This window comes from Nocardiopsis metallicus, from assembly GCF_014201115.1.
GTDB classification, from domain to species: domain Bacteria; phylum Actinomycetota; class Actinomycetes; order Streptosporangiales; family Streptosporangiaceae; genus Nocardiopsis; species Nocardiopsis metallicus.
Genome location: NZ_JACHDO010000001.1, coordinates 2706090 through 2723322 on the forward strand (window position 1 = coordinate 2706090; position 17233 = coordinate 2723322).

The 17233-nt window shown below is 70.8% G+C and carries 16 protein-coding genes; 9 read left to right on the top strand and 7 right to left on the bottom strand.

Translation table 11 applies throughout. The annotated features are described in order from the left end of the window. Position 1: 1 nt before the first annotated feature. The gene (locus HNR07_RS11545; RefSeq protein ID WP_184364937.1) at positions 2 to 1222 is read right to left on the bottom strand and encodes a PP2C family protein-serine/threonine phosphatase; all 1221 of its coding nucleotides are present in this window, start codon (positions 1220 to 1222) and stop codon (positions 2 to 4) included. Positions 1223 to 1526: 304 nt separating this feature from the next. Between HNR07_RS11545 and HNR07_RS11550 the strand changes: the two genes are divergently transcribed. Continuing rightward, complete coding sequence (locus HNR07_RS11550) at positions 1527 to 2276, top strand: serine/threonine-protein kinase (RefSeq protein ID WP_184364939.1); 750 nt, start codon at positions 1527 to 1529, stop codon at positions 2274 to 2276. 82 nt (positions 2277 to 2358) lie between these two features. Here HNR07_RS11550 and HNR07_RS11555 read toward each other — a convergent pair whose 3' ends face one another. Then, positions 2359 to 3471 (bottom strand): TetR/AcrR family transcriptional regulator, encoded by a 1113-nt coding sequence (locus HNR07_RS11555; RefSeq protein WP_184364941.1) that lies wholly within the window; start codon positions 3469 to 3471, stop codon positions 2359 to 2361. Between the two features lie 113 nt (positions 3472 to 3584). Between HNR07_RS11555 and HNR07_RS11560 the strand changes: the two genes are divergently transcribed. The 3 genes from HNR07_RS11560 to HNR07_RS11570 all read left to right on the top strand — a co-directional run bounded on the left by HNR07_RS11560 (position 3585) and on the right by HNR07_RS11570 (position 6583). After that, positions 3585 to 4556 (top strand): ATP-binding cassette domain-containing protein, encoded by a 972-nt coding sequence (locus tag HNR07_RS11560; RefSeq protein ID WP_184364943.1) that lies wholly within the window; start codon positions 3585 to 3587, stop codon positions 4554 to 4556. Next, positions 4553 to 5383, top strand: a complete 831-nt coding sequence (locus HNR07_RS11565; RefSeq protein WP_246420269.1) for an ABC transporter permease — start codon at positions 4553 to 4555, stop codon at positions 5381 to 5383. The genes HNR07_RS11560 and HNR07_RS11565 overlap by 4 nt, the downstream gene beginning before the upstream one ends. Positions 5384 to 5629: 246 nt before the next feature. Beyond that, the gene (locus HNR07_RS11570; RefSeq protein WP_184364945.1) at positions 5630 to 6583 is read left to right on the top strand and encodes an alpha/beta fold hydrolase; all 954 of its coding nucleotides are present in this window, start codon (positions 5630 to 5632) and stop codon (positions 6581 to 6583) included. 492 nt (positions 6584 to 7075) lie between these two features. Here the strand turns inward: HNR07_RS11570 and HNR07_RS11575 are convergent, their stop codons facing one another. After that, complete coding sequence (locus HNR07_RS11575) at positions 7076 to 7516, bottom strand: ATP-binding protein (protein WP_312893757.1); 441 nt, start codon at positions 7514 to 7516, stop codon at positions 7076 to 7078. 259 nt (positions 7517 to 7775) lie between these two features. Here HNR07_RS11575 and HNR07_RS11580 point away from each other — a divergent pair, with 259 nt between their 5' ends. The 3 genes from HNR07_RS11580 (at position 7776) to HNR07_RS11590 (ending at position 9365) form a co-directional block, all read left to right on the top strand. Further along, entirely contained in the window at positions 7776 to 8630 is an 855-nt protein-coding gene (locus HNR07_RS11580) for a helix-turn-helix domain-containing protein (RefSeq protein ID WP_184364947.1), read from the top strand. Between the two features lie 28 nt (positions 8631 to 8658). Then, entirely contained in the window at positions 8659 to 8847 is a 189-nt protein-coding gene (locus tag HNR07_RS11585) for a DUF397 domain-containing protein (protein ID WP_184364949.1), read from the top strand. A 113-nt stretch (positions 8848 to 8960) separates the two neighbouring features. Then, positions 8961 to 9365, top strand: coding sequence for a ParB N-terminal domain-containing protein (locus HNR07_RS11590; RefSeq protein ID WP_184364951.1), 405 nt, complete (start codon positions 8961 to 8963; stop codon positions 9363 to 9365). On the opposite strand, the gene HNR07_RS35890 is transcribed toward HNR07_RS11590, so the two are convergent. The 4 genes from HNR07_RS35890 to HNR07_RS11610 all read right to left on the bottom strand — a co-directional run bounded on the left by HNR07_RS35890 (position 9313) and on the right by HNR07_RS11610 (position 14047). Continuing rightward, positions 9313 to 10539 (bottom strand): PucR family transcriptional regulator, encoded by a 1227-nt coding sequence (locus HNR07_RS35890; protein ID WP_184364952.1) that lies wholly within the window; start codon positions 10537 to 10539, stop codon positions 9313 to 9315. The two genes, HNR07_RS11590 and HNR07_RS35890, sit on opposite strands and share 53 nt — an antisense overlap. Positions 10540 to 10607: 68 nt before the next feature. Then, positions 10608 to 11450 (bottom strand): SDR family NAD(P)-dependent oxidoreductase, encoded by an 843-nt coding sequence (locus HNR07_RS11600; RefSeq protein ID WP_184364954.1) that lies wholly within the window; start codon positions 11448 to 11450, stop codon positions 10608 to 10610. Between the two features lie 51 nt (positions 11451 to 11501). Then, positions 11502 to 12461, bottom strand: coding sequence for an alpha/beta fold hydrolase (locus tag HNR07_RS11605; protein ID WP_184364955.1), 960 nt, complete (start codon positions 12459 to 12461; stop codon positions 11502 to 11504). Next, positions 12458 to 14047 carry a flavin-containing monooxygenase gene (locus tag HNR07_RS11610; protein WP_184364957.1) on the bottom strand — a complete coding sequence of 530 codons (1590 nt, stop codon included), beginning with the start codon at positions 14045 to 14047 and terminating at the stop codon, positions 12458 to 12460. The genes HNR07_RS11605 and HNR07_RS11610 overlap by 4 nt, the downstream gene beginning before the upstream one ends. Before the next feature lie 520 nt (positions 14048 to 14567). On the opposite strand from HNR07_RS11610, the gene HNR07_RS11615 reads away from it, so the two are divergent. Together HNR07_RS11615 and HNR07_RS11620 are read left to right on the top strand one after the other, a co-directional pair. Continuing rightward, positions 14568 to 15899: a cytochrome P450 gene (locus tag HNR07_RS11615; RefSeq protein ID WP_184364959.1), complete on the top strand. Its 1332-nt coding sequence runs from the start codon at positions 14568 to 14570 to the stop codon at positions 15897 to 15899. Then, a complete protein-coding gene (locus tag HNR07_RS11620) occupies positions 15881 to 16987 on the top strand; it encodes a cytochrome P450 family protein (protein WP_184364961.1) in 1107 nt (368 codons plus the stop codon). Before HNR07_RS11615 ends, HNR07_RS11620 begins: the two co-directional genes overlap by 19 nt. Positions 16988 to 17233: the final 246 nt, after the last annotated feature.

The window sequence follows — 17233 nt, forward strand, 5'->3', positions numbered from 1 at the left end:
CTCAGCGGTGGAGCCGATCCACACCGTCCGGGGCCCACTCCAGCAGCATGATGGTGGCGTCGTCGGTGAAACTGCCGCGCTGGTGGTCGTGGATGGCGTGGATCAGGCGCCGCAGGGTCTCGGGGGCGGGTTCGTCCGCGGAGGCCGCCCGGATGACGAAGTCGGTGAAGCGTTCCTGCCCGAACATCCTGCCCTCGCTGTCGTGTGCCTCGGTGACCCCGTCCGTGTAGAGCAGGACCTGGTCGCCGGGCTCCAGAGCGATCTCGTGGACCGTGCGCGGGGCGGCGTCGGGGACGATGCCGTCGAGGCCGAGCGGGAGTTCGGGGTCGCGCTCCATCGCCCCCTCGACCAGGCGTCGGTCGCGGATGAGCAACGGCTCGGGGTGGGCGCAGTTGGCCCAGGAGAACAGGCCGGTGGACAGGTCCAGGTTGGCGAAGATCGCCGTGCAGAAGCGTTCCGGCAGCCAGGTGACCAGGGCGCGTTCCACGTTGGTGATGAGTTCGGCGAGGTCGGCGCCGTTGCGGCGGGCGCTGCGGGCCCCGGCCATGGCGACCGAGGCGGTCAGCCCGGAGGCGAGGTCGTGGCCCATGGCGTCCAGGATGACGGCGTGCAGGGTATTGCGGGTGATGGAGTGGTCGAAGGCGTCACCGCCCAGCTCGTAGGCGGGTTCGAGGACGGCGGTGGAGATCCCGCGGCGGGTCCCGAGGGTACGGGGCGGTAGGAAGGCGCGCAGCATCTCGGTGCGCAGCTGCACGTCGCGGGCACGGGTACGGCGGACGTAGGTGTCGCTGTAGGCGCGTTTGGACGTGATGACCAGTGCTAGCAGCGAGGCGAGCGTCTGGCAGCGCCGGAGTGTGGGTTCGTCGAGGCAGGCGGTACGGATGTGCAGCACGCCCATGCGGTCCGCGCCGTCCTTGAGGGGGAGCCAGAGACTGAGAGCATCGGCACCGCCCTCGACGAGCCGCAGGGTGTCGGAGCGGTAGGCCTCCCCGGCGACGGTGGAGTCGACGTCGAGGATGGGGCCGCCGGTGAGCGGGACGAGCAGGTGTTGCTGCAGGTCCACCAGGTGCACGGTGATCTTGCTGAGACCGATCGCCGCACCGTAGCGGTCGGCGGCCTCCAGGACCTCGTTGGGCCCGCTCTTGTGCACGGATCTGACGAGGTCCTGGAACAGGCGTTCGCTCTCGCCGAGCGGGGTCACCGCTTCGCCGTCCTCTTCCACGCGCTCACCCCCTTAGGCCGGCCGTCCGGCCGCCACCCGTGTTTCCTCCCCGCGCCAAGCCCCTCGACCGCAGGCGGGCCTCGGCACCCGTTCGGGGTCCCACTCGCCGCAGCCCTCAGTGTCGCACCGACACGGCTGCTGGCCCAGTGTTCGACTTGCGTGTCCCTTAGCAGGTCAAAACGGATTTCCCACCCGCACCAGCCAGCCAAAGTCAACTTCGGTTGACTTTCCCGCGCGGTCAACCTAAGTTGACAGTACGAGATTCCGGAGGGACCCGAAGAGGCCCACGACCCACGGAGGAGCCGTGAACGTCGCCTTCGACGACCCCGCGCCCGAACCCGAGGACCTGCACGCCTGGACCGCGCGGGGCTTCGCGGTGGCCGAGGCACGGCGATGGATCGACGCCGGGTTCGTCCTGGACGCCGCCGAACGCTGGCGGGAGCGCGGGGTGTACCGCCCCGAGCCCGCACAGGCCTGGCGGGCGGCGGGGCTGACCCCCTACACCGTCGGCCCGGCGCTGCGGGCCGGGATGGAACCGGGCGAGGCCGTGCGCTGGCACGAGCTGGGATACGACCGCGCGGAGGCCGCCGAACGACACCTGGCCGGGGAGCGCCCGCATCCCCGGAGGCTGTTCGCCCGGCTGTTCCGGCGACACCGCGACCGTGATCTGGACCTGGACGACGCGCAGGCCGAGACGATGACCGCGCTGCTGCGCGCGGGGGTCCCACCGGCCCGGGCCCGCGCCTACCTGGACGCGGGCTGGCGGGGCCTGGAAGCGCTGCCGTGGGCGCGCACCGGGGTGAACGCCACCCAGGCGGTGCTCTATCGCGCGCTCGGCCTCGCCCCGGAGGAGGCCGCCCGGTCGGCGAAGGCGGGCAGAGACGCAGAGAAGCTGCTCCGCACCTGGTGGGACGCGGGGGTACCGCGTCAGGACGTGGCCGCCTGGCTGACCGCCGGGTTCTCCCCGCAGGAAGCGGCGAGCGCGGTGGCGGCAGACGGCACCGTGGAGGAGGCGGCGCCGCGCGCTCCGGGCGGCCGTGAGCCGGACCCATGAGGGGCGGGGCCCGGCCACCAGGCCGACATCAGTGGACCGGCCTGGACCCAGCGGCCGTTCCGGACCCGGCAGTTCCTCAAGCTCAGCGGTGGCTAGGGGTGTCAGCCGAACTGTCCTGCGTGGTGGTACCCACCTCCGGGCTGAAGGCCGCCACGGCGTGGGCCGCTCCCCGCCCCTGCGAGCGGGCGACGATCCGGCCTCCCTGCAGACGGAGCGCGATTTCGGTGTCGTCGTCGAACTCGACCGCACCGGCGGCGGCAGCGAGCCCGGAATCCAGGACGATCCGCGGCCGCGCCCAGGTCCGAGCGGGGAAGGACCGTGAAAGCCCGCCTCGCAGTTCGGCCAGGACCAGGCGGACCAGCGGGAGGAGTTCCGCGGACTCGGCGGTGACCGGCACGATCGTCACCGGCACGTCCTCGGGCGCGGCGCGCAGGGCTTCCTCGACGGCTTCCAGCCGGTGCAGGCCCAGCACCACCACGACCCCTTCGTCGATCCGGACAGACTCCTGGTGCAGGACGTCCAGGGCACTGGGTCCCGACCAGGGCTCGTCCACGGGGCGAGCGGCCGGGATGTGGGCGATGTGCGGGAGCGGCCAGCTGTCGTCCAGGTCCAGCCCGGCCAGGCGCTCGCAGGAGCGGATCACGGTGAAGGGGTCGGTGAACCCGGGCGCGGCCACGGCGAGCTGTCCTGCCCCGTGCAGGGTGGTCAGGACGCTCTCGGCGACCCGGACCCTGCGCTGGCCGGACTCGGGAGCGGCTTCGAGGCGTTCCAGGGCCAGCCCGACCAGGACCGCCTGCAAGGACGTGAGCTGCGCGTACACCCGACCCACTCGGGGGTCCGCGGTGACCTCGGCCGTGAGTTCGGCTCCCATGCGCTCGTCGGCCCCGGTGAGGGGCAGGCGGGCCACCCAGGCGCGGGCGAAGGCGCCCAAGGCCTCGGACGCGCTGACCGGATCGGCGGCCTCACCCTGCGGGGCGCGCTCCGCCGCCTCCGCGGCCTCGGCCAGAACGGCCAGGTAGAGGGCGCGTTTGCCCGGGAAATTGGAGTAGACGGCGCCCCGGGTGAGTTCGGCGCGGTCGGCGATGCGGTCGATCTTGGCATCGCGGAAACCGCGTTCGGCGAACTCCTCCCGTGCCGCCGTGAGCACGCGTGCCCGGTTGCGTTCCTGCTGCTGCACCCTGCTGAGCCGAACCATCTTCCTCCTTGCCGCGGTGCACCCATCCTACGTTGAGATACCAGCACCACTCGGATACTCTCAACATTCGAATGACATGAACATCTGAAACTCATTGGAGGGCGGCGTGAGCCATGACTGAGTACGCGTTCCGAGCCGAGGGTCTGGTCAAACGGTTCGGCAGGACTACCGCGCTGGCCGGGGTGGACCTGGCGGCCCGCCCCGGCTCGGTGCTGGGTGTGTTGGGTCCGAACGGCGCCGGGAAGACCACCGCCATCCGCATCCTCGCCACCCTCGCCCGGCCCGACGAAGGCACCGCCGCCGTCGGCGGCTTCGACGTGGTGCGCCAGGCCGCCGGCGTGCGCCGGTTGATCGGGCTGACCGGACAGCAGTCGATGATCGACGAGGAGCTGACCGGCCGGGCCAACCTGGTGCTCATCGGCCAGCTCCTGGACCTGCGCCGCACCGAGGCCCTCGCCCGTGCGGGCCAGCTCCTGGACCGCTTCGAGCTCACCGACGCCGCCACGCGCCCGGTCGCCACCTACTCCGGCGGGATGCGCCGCCGTCTGGACCTGGCGGCCAGCCTGGTGGGGCGGCCCCGAGTGGTCTTCCTCGACGAACCCTCCGTCGGGCTCGACCCCGGCAAGCGCGAGGAGCTGTGGCGGATGGTCCGCGAGCTCACCGCGGAGGGCACCACCGTCCTGCTCACCACCCAGTACCTGGAGGAGGCCGACGCCCTGGCCGACGGGATCGCGGTGATCGACCACGGCCGCGTGATCGCCGACGGCACGCCCGCCGAGCTCAAGCGGGTGGTGGGCGGCCAGGCCGTCTCCCTCCGGCCCGCCGACCCCGCCCGGATCGGGGCGGCCGCCGCCGTCATGGAACGGGTCACCGGCCGAGAGCCCGAACGCGTCCGGCAGACCCTGTCCGTCCCGGTGGCGAGCGACTCACTGGCCTGGGAGATGGCGGACGGCCTGCGGGCGGAGGGGGTCTCGGTCACCGAGTTCTCCCTCCACCTGCCCAGCCTCGACGAGGTGTTCTTCGCCCTCACCGGCACAGCCGCGAACACACCGCAGGAAACCAGCACAGTGGAGCCCAGCGCATGAGCACCTCGGCCCGTGACACCCCGGCCCGAATCACTTCCGTACCCCGCCCCGCACCGAGTGGGCGCCCCGCGCCACTCGTGCGGCACAGCCTCGTCCTGGCCCGGCGCAGCCTGGCCAAGTCCCTGCGCAACCCGGGGTCGCTGGTCAACGGCGTGATGACCCCGGCGCTGTTCATGGTCCTGTTCGTGTACCTCTTCGGCGGGTCGGTGTCCGGTTCCACCGACGCCTACCTGCAGTACCTCTTCCCCGGGGTGCTGGTCATGGGCGCGGGCGTCGCCGGGATGCTCTCCTCGGGGCTGACCATCAACATCGACATGAAGAAGGGCGTCTACGACCGCTTCCGCAGTCTGCCGATCGGCCGCTCGGCCCCGCTGCTCGGCTCGGTCCTGGCCGACCTGGTCCGCTACCTGGTCACGGTGCTGATCCTGTTCGCGATCGGTTTCCTGATGGGGTTCCGGGTCGGGACCGACTTGCCCTCCGCGATCGCCGCCTGCACCCTGGCGATCGGGTTCGGGTTCGCGCTGAGCTGGGTGATGGTGTTCCTGGGGGTGCTGCTGCGCGACGAGAACGGGGTCATGGCGGTCACTTTCATCTCGATCCTGCCGCTGCTGCTGGGCACCAGCATGGCCGCCCCCGTCGAGACGCTGCCGGGCTGGTTGCGGACCTGGGCGGAGGTCAACCCGGTCACCCACGCTATGGACGCCGCACGGGCCCTGCTCACCGGAACCCCGGCGGGTGGTTCGGTCGCGCTCACCCTGGCCTGGTCCGCTGGTCTGACGGCGGTGTTCGCGCCCCTGGCGGTGTGGGCCTTCAACCGGGAACGCTGACCCCGCCCACCCTGAAACCCTGTGGATGGTGCGCCCCGACCGCCCGGCCTAGGTTCGGGTCAACGGTTCGGATCAGGGGCCCGAACCGTGAGCGGCCCGGGGGACAGGGGACAGTCCCCCGGGCCGCGATCCCCACGCACGCGAACGGGCACCGCATCTGTCCTTGTTCACCACGCTCCCCTACGCTGACTCCGCCGGTCCAGTACCCCGTTCCGACCTCCCGGACGGGGCACGAGAGGAGTCGAGTTGAGCGTCAAGCACCACCACGTCGAGGTGAACGGGCTTCGCCTGCACGTCGCCGAACAGGGCGAGGGGCCGCTGGTCCTGCTGCTGCACGGGTTTCCGGAGAGCTGGTACTCCTGGCGGCACCAGTTCGGGCCGCTCGCCGGGGCCGGGTACCGGGTGGTCGCGCCCGACCAGCGCGGATACGCCCGCAGCGACCGCGCCGCCAGTGCCGACGAGTACACGCTGCCGCACCTGGTCGGCGACGTCACCGCGCTGATCACCGCGCTGGGGGCGGAGAACGCGGTGGTGGTCGGCCACGACTGGGGCGCGCCGGTCGCCTGGACGACGGCCCTGCTCCGCCCCGACCTGGTCCGCGGCGTGGTGGGCCTGAGCGTGCCGCCGCTGCCGCCCACCGCGATGCCGTCCATCGAGTCCTCCCGCCGCACCTACGGCGACGGCTACTACCAGGCCTACTTCCAGGAACCCGGCAGAGCCGACGCCGAACTCGCCGCTGACCCGGCCTCGACCCTGCGCCGTCTGCTGGTCGGGGCCTCGGGCGCCAACGAGCCCACCCCGTGGCTCGTCCCCGAGGGCGGTGAACTGCTGGACGCCATGCCCGAGCCCGACGGGCTGCCCGACTGGCTGACCACCGAGGACATCGAGGCCTTCGCCGAGGACTACTCCGCGCCGGACGCCTTCACCGGGCCGCTCGACTGGTACCGCAACATCGACCGCAACCAGAGCCTGATGGCGGCCTTCCAGGGGCTGCGCATCGAGGTCCCGGCGCTGTACATGGTGGGCGACAAGGACATGGTCAGCGTGCTCAAGGGGGTACCGGAGCTGCGCGGGATGCTGCCCCTGATCGTCCCGAAGCTGCAGGCCGACATCACCCTGCCGGGCTGCGGCCACTGGACCCAGCAGGAGCGCCCCGACGAGGTGAACAAGGCCCTCCTGGACTTCCTCGCCACCCTCTGAGCCGTTGGGGAGACCCCGGATCACCCCCCGGGCCTTCCCTTCCTGTGCTCACCTGCGCAACAGATAGGGCCGTACCAGAGCCCCCGCCATCTGGTCCGGGTCTTCCCAGTCCCGCCCGTTGTCCCCCGCCAGCTCCAACCTCCGAGGCACTGGCGCCAACGCCACCCTCACCGGCTCGGTCCTGGTCGGAGCCCCGATCACCTGACACAACGCCCACGCCACCGCCGAGGCGAACACCCACCACAACCGCGAGGCCATCGTCTGCCGAGGCTTGCGGTGCCTTCCTCCGCTAGAGTTCTCCATGGTCAATCCCCTGTCTTGTTCAGGTGGTTGATCAGCCCGGGCCGGTGATTGGTGCACCGACCCGGGCACTGTGCTTTCCGGGGGTGCGTCGATCGCCCAGAGCGTGCGCGCGGGTGTCAATGGCCCCTGTGCACCGAGGCTGCGCTTCCCGCCGCGCTGGCCTGAGCCGCGATCCGCACCCGTGTTCCTCTAACCGTCCAGGTCGGGTTCCCGGTCGAGGTGGACCATCGCCCGCATGTACAAGGGCTGGTCCGGGCGCCCCTCCCACCACCAGTACTCAGAGATTCGGTCCACCAGCCACAGCCCGCGCCCGCCCGGGTACATCTCCCCCGGCTCCCGCTCGATCACTCGCGGCTTCAACCGGGGCCCGCCCCACTTGCGCCCCTGATCCAGCACCCCGAGCAGCACGGTCGTGTGCCCCAGGAACTCCATCGAGACCCCGATCCGCCCGTACTTCTCACAGCTCGCTGTGTGCCGCACCGCGTTGGTCGCGAGCTCGCTGCCGACCAGCGCCACCCAGAACCCGCGGTCCCCCTGGAGCCGCTCGTCCCGGGTCAGCCACGAGCGCACCCGCCGCACCACCTGCTCGTTGCCGTCCATGTAGCAAAACGCCGCCGACGACAGCCCCACCCCACCACCTGGCCGCCGAGGTCCGACTTTCCGACCAGCACCCATAACGCCCTCCACCCATCACCAGACACAGCACAGGTTTCTTCGACTCCGGTATGCACCCAGTCACTCCCTGCTAGCTTCGATAGTGCACTGAGACACAACTGATCGCAAGTCTCTTACTGAAAATCTCACAGAGAGATTTGCAGAAAGTTGTCGCCGTCCGCCAGATGCGCGAGACTGATCCGGTCGCATATCCGCACCGAGAGGTGGAGTACTGGTGTCAGTCGGGAGCCCGATGGTGGCCAGACTCGGTCTGGCCAACTTCCTCCGGGAAGCCAGGGGCAAGCGCTCCTCAGCGGAAGCAGCAGCCGTAGCCGGTTTCAGCAAGGCCACCCTGTCCCGTGTGGAGCGCGGGGAGACCACCATCTCCCCCGGCGACGCCCGCCTCCTCATGACCCACTACGGGGTTCCGGCGGACGTGCTCGAATCCTTCGCCGACCTGGCTTACGCCGCCAAAGAGCCCGGCTGGTGGCAGCGCTACAAGTCAGCTCTCCCCGACTGGTTCAGCCTCTTCGTCGGTGTGGAGAGCGCCGCACACCGGATCCGCACGTACGAGCCGGAGCTGATTCCCGGCATCCTGCAAATCCCCGAGTACTCACGGGCACTCGTCGAGAAGGACGTCCAGGTCCCCTCAGCCGAGCAGCAGGTTCAGGATGCGGTGAACCTCCGCCAACGCCGACAGGAGAAGCTGACCGGAGACGATCCGGCGAACCTAATGGTGGTCATCAGCGAGTCGGCGCTACTTCGTCAGGTGGGCGGCCCCGAAGTCCACCAAGAGCAGCTGGAGTACCTGCTGGCGATGAGCCTGCGGGACAACATCAGCATCAAGGTCCTTCCTTTTGCCTCTGGTGCTCACGCAGCCAGTTACGGCTCATTCGTGCTGCTCGACTACACCGTGGTCAACAAGGACTACGCCCTGGCCTACGTCGAGTACTCGGGAGGGGCGATCTACCTCGAAGCGGAAGATGAGATCTCCCTGCACAGCCGAATCTTCAACAGTCTTCGGCAGGACGCGGCACCCGCGGCCGCAACGGAAGGCCTCATCAAGGACGCGCTTCAGCGCATCAACTAGCAGCACCACAGACAAGATGGATGGTGACATGAAGTCCTTTGAAGACCCCACATTGCCCACGTGGCACGTTTCCTCCTACACCGGAGGCCAGGGGAACTGCGTGGAGGTCGCGGAAGGGCAGAGCGTCCTGGTCCGCGACACCAAACACCGCCAGCACGGCCATCTCTCCTTCGTAAGCAGGGAGTGGGCCAACCTGCTGAACACTCTCCAGGGCTAACGCGACCGGGTACCCCGACACATAACTCGGGGTGCCCCTCCCCTCGAAGGACGAGGTGGCACGGAGATGTCCGCGCCGCACACCACCGTCCCGCCATCGTGCATGATCTACGCATGGCGATCTCCCCCGTTCACCTGCCCACCGCCCTGGTCGCGCGATACCGAGCAGTCGACCGCGAACGTGTCGGTTCCGCGCTCGTGGACACACCGCGCCACCTGGATGCGTTGACCTCGGACATCGAGGAGCACGGAATCCTGACACCTCTCAACCTCGGGTTCAACGAGGAGTTCGGCACCCTCGACGGAAACCACAGGATCGCGGTAGCTCTACGACTCGGCCTGGAATCGGTGCCCGTCGCCCTGTTCGCAGAAGCCCTCTCTCCTCGACCCGAGCACGCCAGACCCATGCGCCCCGACGACCTGGCGGTCCTTCGGCACTCCTTGGAGTCGGCACGGCCCCGGCCCCTCACTCCTTCGGGCCGCTCCAGGACAGCAGGTGGAGGGCCGCGCCGACGCTGACCGGGTCGTGTGCCAGGGGGCGCGGCAGCAGTTCGTCGCAGCGGGCGAGCCGCCGGACCACGGTGTTGCGGTGGGTGTACAGGCGCTCGGCCACCCGGGCGGCGTTGCACTGCTGGTCGAGGTAGGTGCGCAGGGTCAGGTGCAGGACGGGGTCGGCACACGCCAGCTCGCCGAGGGTGTCCGCGACGAACTCGTCCGCCCGGCCGACGTCCTGGCTGAGCAGCGCCACCAGCTGGGCGTCGGTGTAACCGCCCGCGCGGCGGGAGGTGCCCAGGCGGGCCATCATGCGTTGGACCGCCGCGGCCTCCAGGTGGCTCTGCCGGAAACCGTCCAGGTCCGACCGCGGGCGGCCGAGGGCGACCCGGACCGCGGGAACGGCCGCGAGTCCCGCTTCCAGGTCCTCGGTGCGCGGCGCGGTGGAGACCGGGAGCCACAGCCACATCGACGAACCGGTGGCGAGCAGGGTGAGCCGCCTCGCTGTTCCGGCGGCGGCCAGGACCTGCTCGGCGGCCTGTTCGAGCTGGTCGCCGGTGACGTCGTTTCCCCAGATGATGGCGGCCAGGTGGCTGCCGGTCAGGTGGTAGCCCAGGCGTGATTCGGCGCTGGAACGGGAGACCGGTGCGCCTTCCAGGATCAGGGACACGGTGGTGAGCCGTTCGGAGTGGGTGCCCTGGCTGAGTTCCCGCCGCTCCTGGCGCATGACCTCGCTGACGGCGTCGATGGTGTCGTCGATGAAGGTGTAGATGGACCGCGAGGTGAGGGCGAGCACCTCGTGCAGGACCCCGGCGTCGGAGGTGAGGCCGAAGCAGATCTCCATCCAGCGGCGCCAGGCGACGTTCTGGCCCAGCCGCCAGATGTCGAGGGCCTTCTCGTCCAGGTCGCGGCGGACCATGTCCCGGACGGACTCCAATAGCTCAGGGCTCAGGTTGGCGCTGACCCGGGCCCCCGGGCGCTGGATGTTGGCGGCCGCCCAGTGCAGGAGGTTGGAGAGGTTGGCCCGGCGGGCGCCGTCCTCCAGCACCGGGTCCACGTGCGCGGGCGACGTGCCGCTGGCGTGCCGGACCGCGTCGAACAGCTCGTCGAGCCATTCCGCCTTCGGGTCCAGCGCCTGTTCGGCGCCCTTGCGAATGACTTCGCGCGCCCGTGGGGAGGGGGTTTCCCAGTCGTCTTTCACCGGTGGATTTTATACCGCCCTCTTGCCCTGGATGAGGTGTTCTGCCCCTTGTGGTCAGCTCCTGCTGGTCAGCCCCTGCTGCGGCGCGAGCGCACCGCGGCGGTGAAGAGGCGCTGGTAGCCGGTGGGCAGGAGACGGACGAGGGCGTCGAGGGCGCGGGCGTCGGCGCCGATGAGCACGCGGGGCCGGTCCCGGCGCACCCCGCGCAGGATGGCCGCGGCCGCCTTCTCCGGTGAGGTGATGAAGAGCTTCTCGAACTCCCGCCCGGCCTCAGCGCCGCTCTTGCCGGTGAGTTCGCGGACGCTGTCGTCGTGGCGGGCCGTCCTGGCGATGTTGGTCTTGATCCCGCCCGGGTGCACGCAGGTCGCCGAGACCGGGGAGCCAGCCACCTTCAGGTCCTGGCGCAGGGACTCGGTGAACCCGCGCACCGCGAACTTGCTGGCGTTGTACCCGCTCATCAGGGGTTGGGAGCTCAGCCCGAAGACACTGGAGACGTTGACGACGTGCCCCTGACCCGAGGCCTCCAGGTGGGGCAGGAAGGCCTTGGTCCCGTAGACCACGCCCCAGAAGTTGACGCCCATGATCCAGCGGTAGTCGTCCAGACCGACCCCGCCGACGGTGCCGGACAGCGCCACTCCGGCGTTGTTGCAGACGAGGTTGACCCGTCCGTGGTCGGCGACGACCCGGTCGGCCCAGGCGTACACGCCCCGCTCGTCGGCGACGTCGAGCACGGTGGTCGTGGTGGTGACCCCGGAACCGGCGAGCAGGGCGGCGGTCTCGTCCAGGCCCGTCTCGTCCACGTCGCAGAGGGCGAGGTGACAGCCCTGGGCGGCGAGGGCCAGCGCGAGTGCGCGCCCGATCCCGGATCCGGCTCCGGTGACCGCGGCGACCTTGTTGGCGAGGTTCTTCATGGTGGGGTTCCTTCGACGGGGGATGCGGAAGGTGCGGGGAGCTGGGAGCGCTCAGCTCTTACGGCTTTCGCGTTTGGCCCTGGTGGCGCGTTCCTTGCGGGCGAGGCCGCTGGTGAGGTCGACCAGATGGTCGAGGACCCCGGGGGCCAGGTGGTGGCGCATGCCCGGGATGAGGACGTGCCGGGCCCCGGGGATCGCCCTGGCCGTGGCGCGGCCGCCGCTGGGGTGGACCATGGGGTCGGCGTCGCCGTGGACGACCAGGGTGGGCGCGGTGATCCGGCGCACCTGCGCGGTGCGGTCGCCGGACGCCTGGATGGCGCCGATCTGTCGGGCCACCTCCGCGCCGCTGCGGGGACCGCCGCGGCGGTCCCAGACGGCGCGCGCCCAGGTCCGCTCCAGGTGCTCGTCGGGCGGGTGCGCCTTCGAACCGATGTGCGCGAGCAGGGAGAGGTGCCGCTGCACCGACTCCTCGGCGGTACGGGCCGCGGGCCTGGCCATCCGGATCAGGGTCGAGGGGGCGGGCTGGCCCACCCGGCGGTCGCCGGTGGTGGAGAAGATGGAGGTCAGGGTGGCGGCGCGGTCGGGGTGCCGGGCCGCGAGGGTCTGCGCGATCATGCCGCCCATGGACATGCCGACCAGGTGGACGCGGTCGATTCCGAGGTGGTCGAGGAGGCCGTGGGTGTCGGCGGCCATGTCGGTGAGATCGTAGGCGTCCGCCCGGGGCCGGGCCAGCAGCTGGCGCAGCCGCCCCGGCGGCGGCGCGGCCATCCGGGTGGAGCGGCCCGCGTCGCGGTTGTCGAGGCGGATCACCCGGAACCCGCGGTCGGTGAACCCCTGAACCATGCGCTGGGGCCAGGAGGTGAGGTCCAGGGCCAGGCCCGCGATGAGCAGGAGCGGAATTCCGTCGGCGGGGCCGTCGACTCGGTAACAGATCCGGATGCCGCCGGGCAGGTCCACGAACCGGTCCTCGGCGGAGTCCGCGGGGACCGGCTCAGAGTTCTCGATGCTCATCGGGTGGCCGCCGTCTCGGTGCGCGCGGAGTCGGTGCGCGCGGAGTCGGTGTGCGCGGAGTCGGTGTGCGCGGGGTCAGTCGCGGATCCCGCCCGGCCGAAGTGCAGCTCCGGGTCCAGGACGCTGTCGGCACGCAGCAGTTTGACGTCCGATCGGTAGTCCATCGAGGTCAGCCAGGGCATCCGATCACCCTGCCGGGGCAGCTGGTCGATCGCCCGCTTGACGTAGCCCGCGTCGAAGTCGAGGAAGGGCCGGGTCGGCATCGCCGGGTCGGAGACCTCCGGGCGGCAGACGTCGTGGCCGTGGGCGTCCATGTGCGCCAGCAGACGGCAGAAGTGCTCGCACAACAGGCCCACTTTCAGGGTCCAGGAGCTGTTGGTGTAGCCGATCGCGTAGGCCAGGTTGGGCACCCCGGAGAGCATCATGCCCTTGTAGGCGACGGTGTCGGGCAGGCGGACCCGCTCGCCGTCCACGGTGATCCCGATCCCGCCGAACGCCTGCACGTTCAGGCCGGTGGCGGTGACGATGACGTCGGCCGCCAGCTCGCGGCCGGATTCGAGGAGCACCCCGTTCTCGGTGAACGTGCTGATCCGGTCGGTGACGACCGATGCCTTCCCCTCCCGGATGGCCTTGAACAGGTCCCCGTCGGGCACCGCGCACAGGCGCTGGTCCCAGGGGTCGTAGGGCGGGTTGAAGTGCTCGTCGACCGGATAGCCCTCAGGCAGCTGCCTGGTGTTGGCCCACCGGATGAACCGGCGCGCGGCCCTGGGGTAGCGCTGGCAGAAGGACCAGACGAGGCGCTGCTGGGCGATGTTCTTGCGCCGGGTCAGCGCGTAGGCGCGCTCGGGGCCGAGGAACCTGCGCAGGGCGTTGGCGATGGCGTCCTTCTTGGGCACCGCCATGATGTAGGAGGGGGTGCGCTGCAGCATCGTCACGTGCGCGGCGGTCTCGGCCATCGCGGGCAGCAGGGTGACGGCGGTGGCTCCGCTGCCGATGACCACCACCCGTTTGCCCGCGTAGTCGAGGTCCTCGGGCCAGTGCTGCGGGTGCACGATCGCGCCCCGGAAGCGTTCCCGACCCTCGAAGCGCGGGGTGAAACCCTGGTCGTAGCGGTAGTAGCCGCCGGCCGCGAAGAGCCACGAGCAGGTCAGCGTCGCCTGCTCGCCGCTGTCGGTGCGCTCGACCAGGACGGCCCACCGCGCCTGCTCACTCGACCAGGACGCCGAGATCACCTTGTGGTGGTACCGGATGTGGCGGTCCAGGCCGTTCTCGGCCACGGTCTCGCGCAGGTAGTCCAGGATCCGCGGCGCGGAGGCGATGGACTCCTCGTCCCGCCAAGGCTTGAACTCGTATCCGAAGGTGTGCAGATCCGAGTCGGAGCGGATGCCCGGGTAGCGGAACAGGTCCCAGGTGCCGCCGGAGGCCGCCCGCGCCTCCAGGATCGCGAAGGACTTCGAGGGGAGCTCTGCCCTGAGGTAGCGACCCGCCCCGATGCCGGAGATCCCGGCGCCGACGATCAGGACGTCGAGGTGTTCGGCGGCGCGTTCGGCGGTGGCGGGGTCCGGGTCAGGTGAGGCAGGGGACATGGCGACTCCAGGCGACGGCGTGCGGACTTCACCATCGTGAAGCATGGACACCCGGGCAGCCAGTGGCAATCCGCACCAGATTGCGCTCTGCATGGTGCTCTGTGCACCAGGGCAGACACGGATGAACCTGCGCCCCGTCCGTTCGGTGTCCCAGGTGCGGGCACTGCGGGCGGAGAGGGGAGCGCGACCACGGCGGCGCCCGGGTCGAGTCGGGCACCAGAGCCGGCGATGCCGACGCCGCCAGTGGCGACGACGTCCAGCTCAGGGAAGGCCTCCCCGACGGCCCGGACCCCTTCGGGGCGCGGGACCGCGTCCAGGGCCCCGAAGGGGTGTTGCCCGGCTCCCCTACGGCCGGAGCGCTCAGCGCCGTCCCTGCTTGACCGGGCCGACGGGGGCCTCGGACCGGCACCGGGGCCTGGAATCCTTGCGGGGCAGGTGTTCCGGGTGCGACCCAAGATGCCGAAAGTCCGCATTGGGATATTAGACTGAGCGCCTCGTACCCTCCCATGACAGGATCGCTTTGGCCCCCCGCTGTCCGTACGCCGAACTCCACTCCGCCGACTTCCACGCCGACCCGCACGCGGTCAACCAGCGCATGGTCCAGGAGCACGGCCCCGTCTTCCCAGCCGAGATCTTCCCCGGCATCAAGGCCTGGGTCGTCGCCGACTACGCGCTGATCACCGCCTGGTGCCGCGACACCCGTACCTTCCGCCGCGACTCGCGCCTGTGGCGCGACTGGCGCGAGGGCCGCATCCCCGACGACGCCCCGGTCGTGGCGATGATGACCCACCGGCCCAACCTGCTGTTCTCCGACGACGAGGAGCACGCCCGCCTCAAGCGCGTGGTGGTCGACTCCCTGGGCCAGGTCCCCGAGAGCCGGGTCGGGGACATCACGCGTCGGCACGCCGACACCCTCATCGACGCCTTCGTCGCGCGCGGCCACGCCGAGCTCGTCTCCGAGTACGCGCGCCTGCTGCCCCTGCTGGTGCTGTGTGAGCTCTTCGGCTTCTCCCGCGACGTGGGCGAACGCGTGCTGAACTCCCTCAGCGACCTGTGGGACGGCATCGACGCGGTCAAGGCCAACGGCGAGTACGAGCGCGCCCTGTCCGAAGCGATCTCGGTCAAGCACGCCGAGCCCGCGGACGACATCACCACGTGGATGCTCCAGCACCGGGCCGGCCTCAGCGACGAGGAGCTGCTGGCCCAGCTCGTCGTGACGATCGGGGCCGGGGCCGAACCCACCGCCAACCTGATCGCCGGGACCGTGCGCACGCTCCTGGTGGACGACGAGGTGCGCAAAGCGTTCCGCGGCGCCCGGGTGGGGGTCGGGGAGGCGATCGACCAGGTGCTCTGGCGCGACCCGCCGGTCAACAACTACCCAGTCCTGTACCCGGTGAAGGACGTGCGGGTCAGTACGGGAACGCTGATCCAGGCGGGCGAGCCGATCCTGCTCGGGTACGCGGCCGCGCACGCCTCGATGTCCGGGGGCGGCCCCGACATCGAGCAGGGCAACCGCGCGCACCTGGCCTTCGGCGCGGGCCCGCACCGCTGCCCGGCCCAGGGTTTCGCCTACGCCATCGCCCAGGTCGGGGTGGAGACCCTCACCAAACGGCTCTCCGGCCTGCGGGCGACACAGGACGACGTCGAGCGGCGCCCCGCCCCCTTCGCACTGGCGCTGTCCCGGCTGCCGGTCGCGTTCACCCCCGATTCCCCGAAAGGCACCACACCTCCATGGCAACAGACATCCCCGTCCTCCACCCCTACGACCTCCACCGACAGACAGCCGAGCTCCGCGGCCGAGGCCCCGTCGTCGAAGTTGAGATCGTTGGTGGCGTGGCTGTTCGGGCGCTGACCGGACACGACGTCATCATGGAGGCGCTGGCCCACCCCGGCGTGCGCAAGGAGGCACGGCACTGGCGCCCCTGGGCTCAGGGTGAGATCCCCATGGACTGGCCGCTCATCTCCTGGGTGGCTCCGGACAACATGCTCACCGCGGACGGCGACCGCCACCGGCGCCTGCGCACCCTGGTCTCCCAGGCGTTCACCCCGCGCCGGGTGGAGCTGCTGCGTCCGCGCGTCGAGGAGATCGTCACCGAGCTCCTGGACGCCGCCGCGGACTCCGGGGCCGGGACCGACCCGGTCGACCTCAAGGCCGCGCTGGCACTGCCGCTGCCCATGACGGTGATCTCCGAGCTGTTCGGGGTCGGCGCCGAGCACCGCGACACCCTGCACACGCTGATCCACCGGGTCTTCGACACCACCACGCCCCCGGACGTGGCCGCGCAGACCAACGCGGACATGCTCGCCCTGCTGGCCGAGCTCGCCGAGGAGAAGGCGAAGAACCCGGGCGACGACCTCACCAGCGCCCTGCTGGAGGCGCGTGCCGAGGGCGACGAGAAGCTCTCACAGACCGAGCTCGTGTGGACCCTGATCCTCATGATCGGCGCGGGTTACGAGACCACCATGAACCTCATCGCCAACGCGGCGCACGCCCTGCTCACCCACCCGGAGCAGCTCGCGCTGGTCCGGAGCGGCGAGGCGTCCTGGGCCGACGTAGTGGAGGAGACCCTGCGCTGGGACGCCAGTATCCAGTACCTGCCGCTGCGCTACACCGCCGAGGACGTCACCCTGGGCGGGGTGCGCGTGCCCAAGGGTGAGGCCCTGCTCATGGGCTTCGGGGCGGCGGGCCGCGATCCCGAGCAGCACGGCGGGGACGCGCACGTCTTCAACCTGCGCCGTGAGCAGCGCGGGCACCTGGCCTTCTCGCACGGGCCGCACTTCTGCCTGGGCGCGGGCCTGGCCCGACTGGAGGGGACCACCGCCCTGGAGGCGCTCTTCTCCCGGTTCCCGGACATCCGTCTGGCCGAGGGCGAGGAGGTCCCCGAGTCCCCGTCCATCGTCTCCCGCGGCGCTGCCCGGCTGCCAGTGGTCCTGGGCTGAGCCGTTTCGCAGGAGCGCCCCGCGCACGCCCCCGGCCGGGGGCGTGCGCGGGGCGCTCCCGTTCCCGGCCTTGGAGCGGTGCCCCGCACGCGCTTGCGCGAATGGCAGCCACCGGCCCGCAACCCCGCACGGCTTCGACGTTGGAGAACCCCCGGTGATCGGCCCGAACAATTCGGGGCCGACAGGCCCGCTGATTCACACCGCCTCCGGGTAGGACCCGAACGCGGGTTCACACGACCACGCGCC

Excerpts from the sequence above, each read along its gene's own strand:
- HNR07_RS11555 (WP_184364941.1), bottom strand. The coding sequence starts at position 3,471 with ATGGTTCGGCTCAGCAGGGTGCAGCAGCAGGAACGCAACCGGGCACGC.
- HNR07_RS11560 (WP_184364943.1), top strand. The coding sequence starts at position 3,585 with ATGACTGAGTACGCGTTCCGAGCCGAGGGTCTGGTCAAACGGTTCGGC.
- HNR07_RS11565 (WP_246420269.1), top strand. The coding sequence starts at position 4,553 with ATGAGCACCTCGGCCCGTGACACCCCGGCCCGAATCACTTCCGTACCC.
- HNR07_RS11585 (WP_184364949.1), top strand. The coding sequence starts at position 8,659 with ATGAAGTCCTTTGAAGACCCCACATTGCCCACGTGGCACGTTTCCTCC.
- HNR07_RS11590 (WP_184364951.1), top strand. The coding sequence starts at position 8,961 with ATGGCGATCTCCCCCGTTCACCTGCCCACCGCCCTGGTCGCGCGATAC.
- HNR07_RS11600 (WP_184364954.1), bottom strand. The coding sequence starts at position 11,450 with ATGAAGAACCTCGCCAACAAGGTCGCCGCGGTCACCGGAGCCGGATCC.
- HNR07_RS11605 (WP_184364955.1), bottom strand. The coding sequence starts at position 12,461 with ATGAGCATCGAGAACTCTGAGCCGGTCCCCGCGGACTCCGCCGAGGAC.
- HNR07_RS11610 (WP_184364957.1), bottom strand. The coding sequence starts at position 14,047 with ATGTCCCCTGCCTCACCTGACCCGGACCCCGCCACCGCCGAACGCGCC.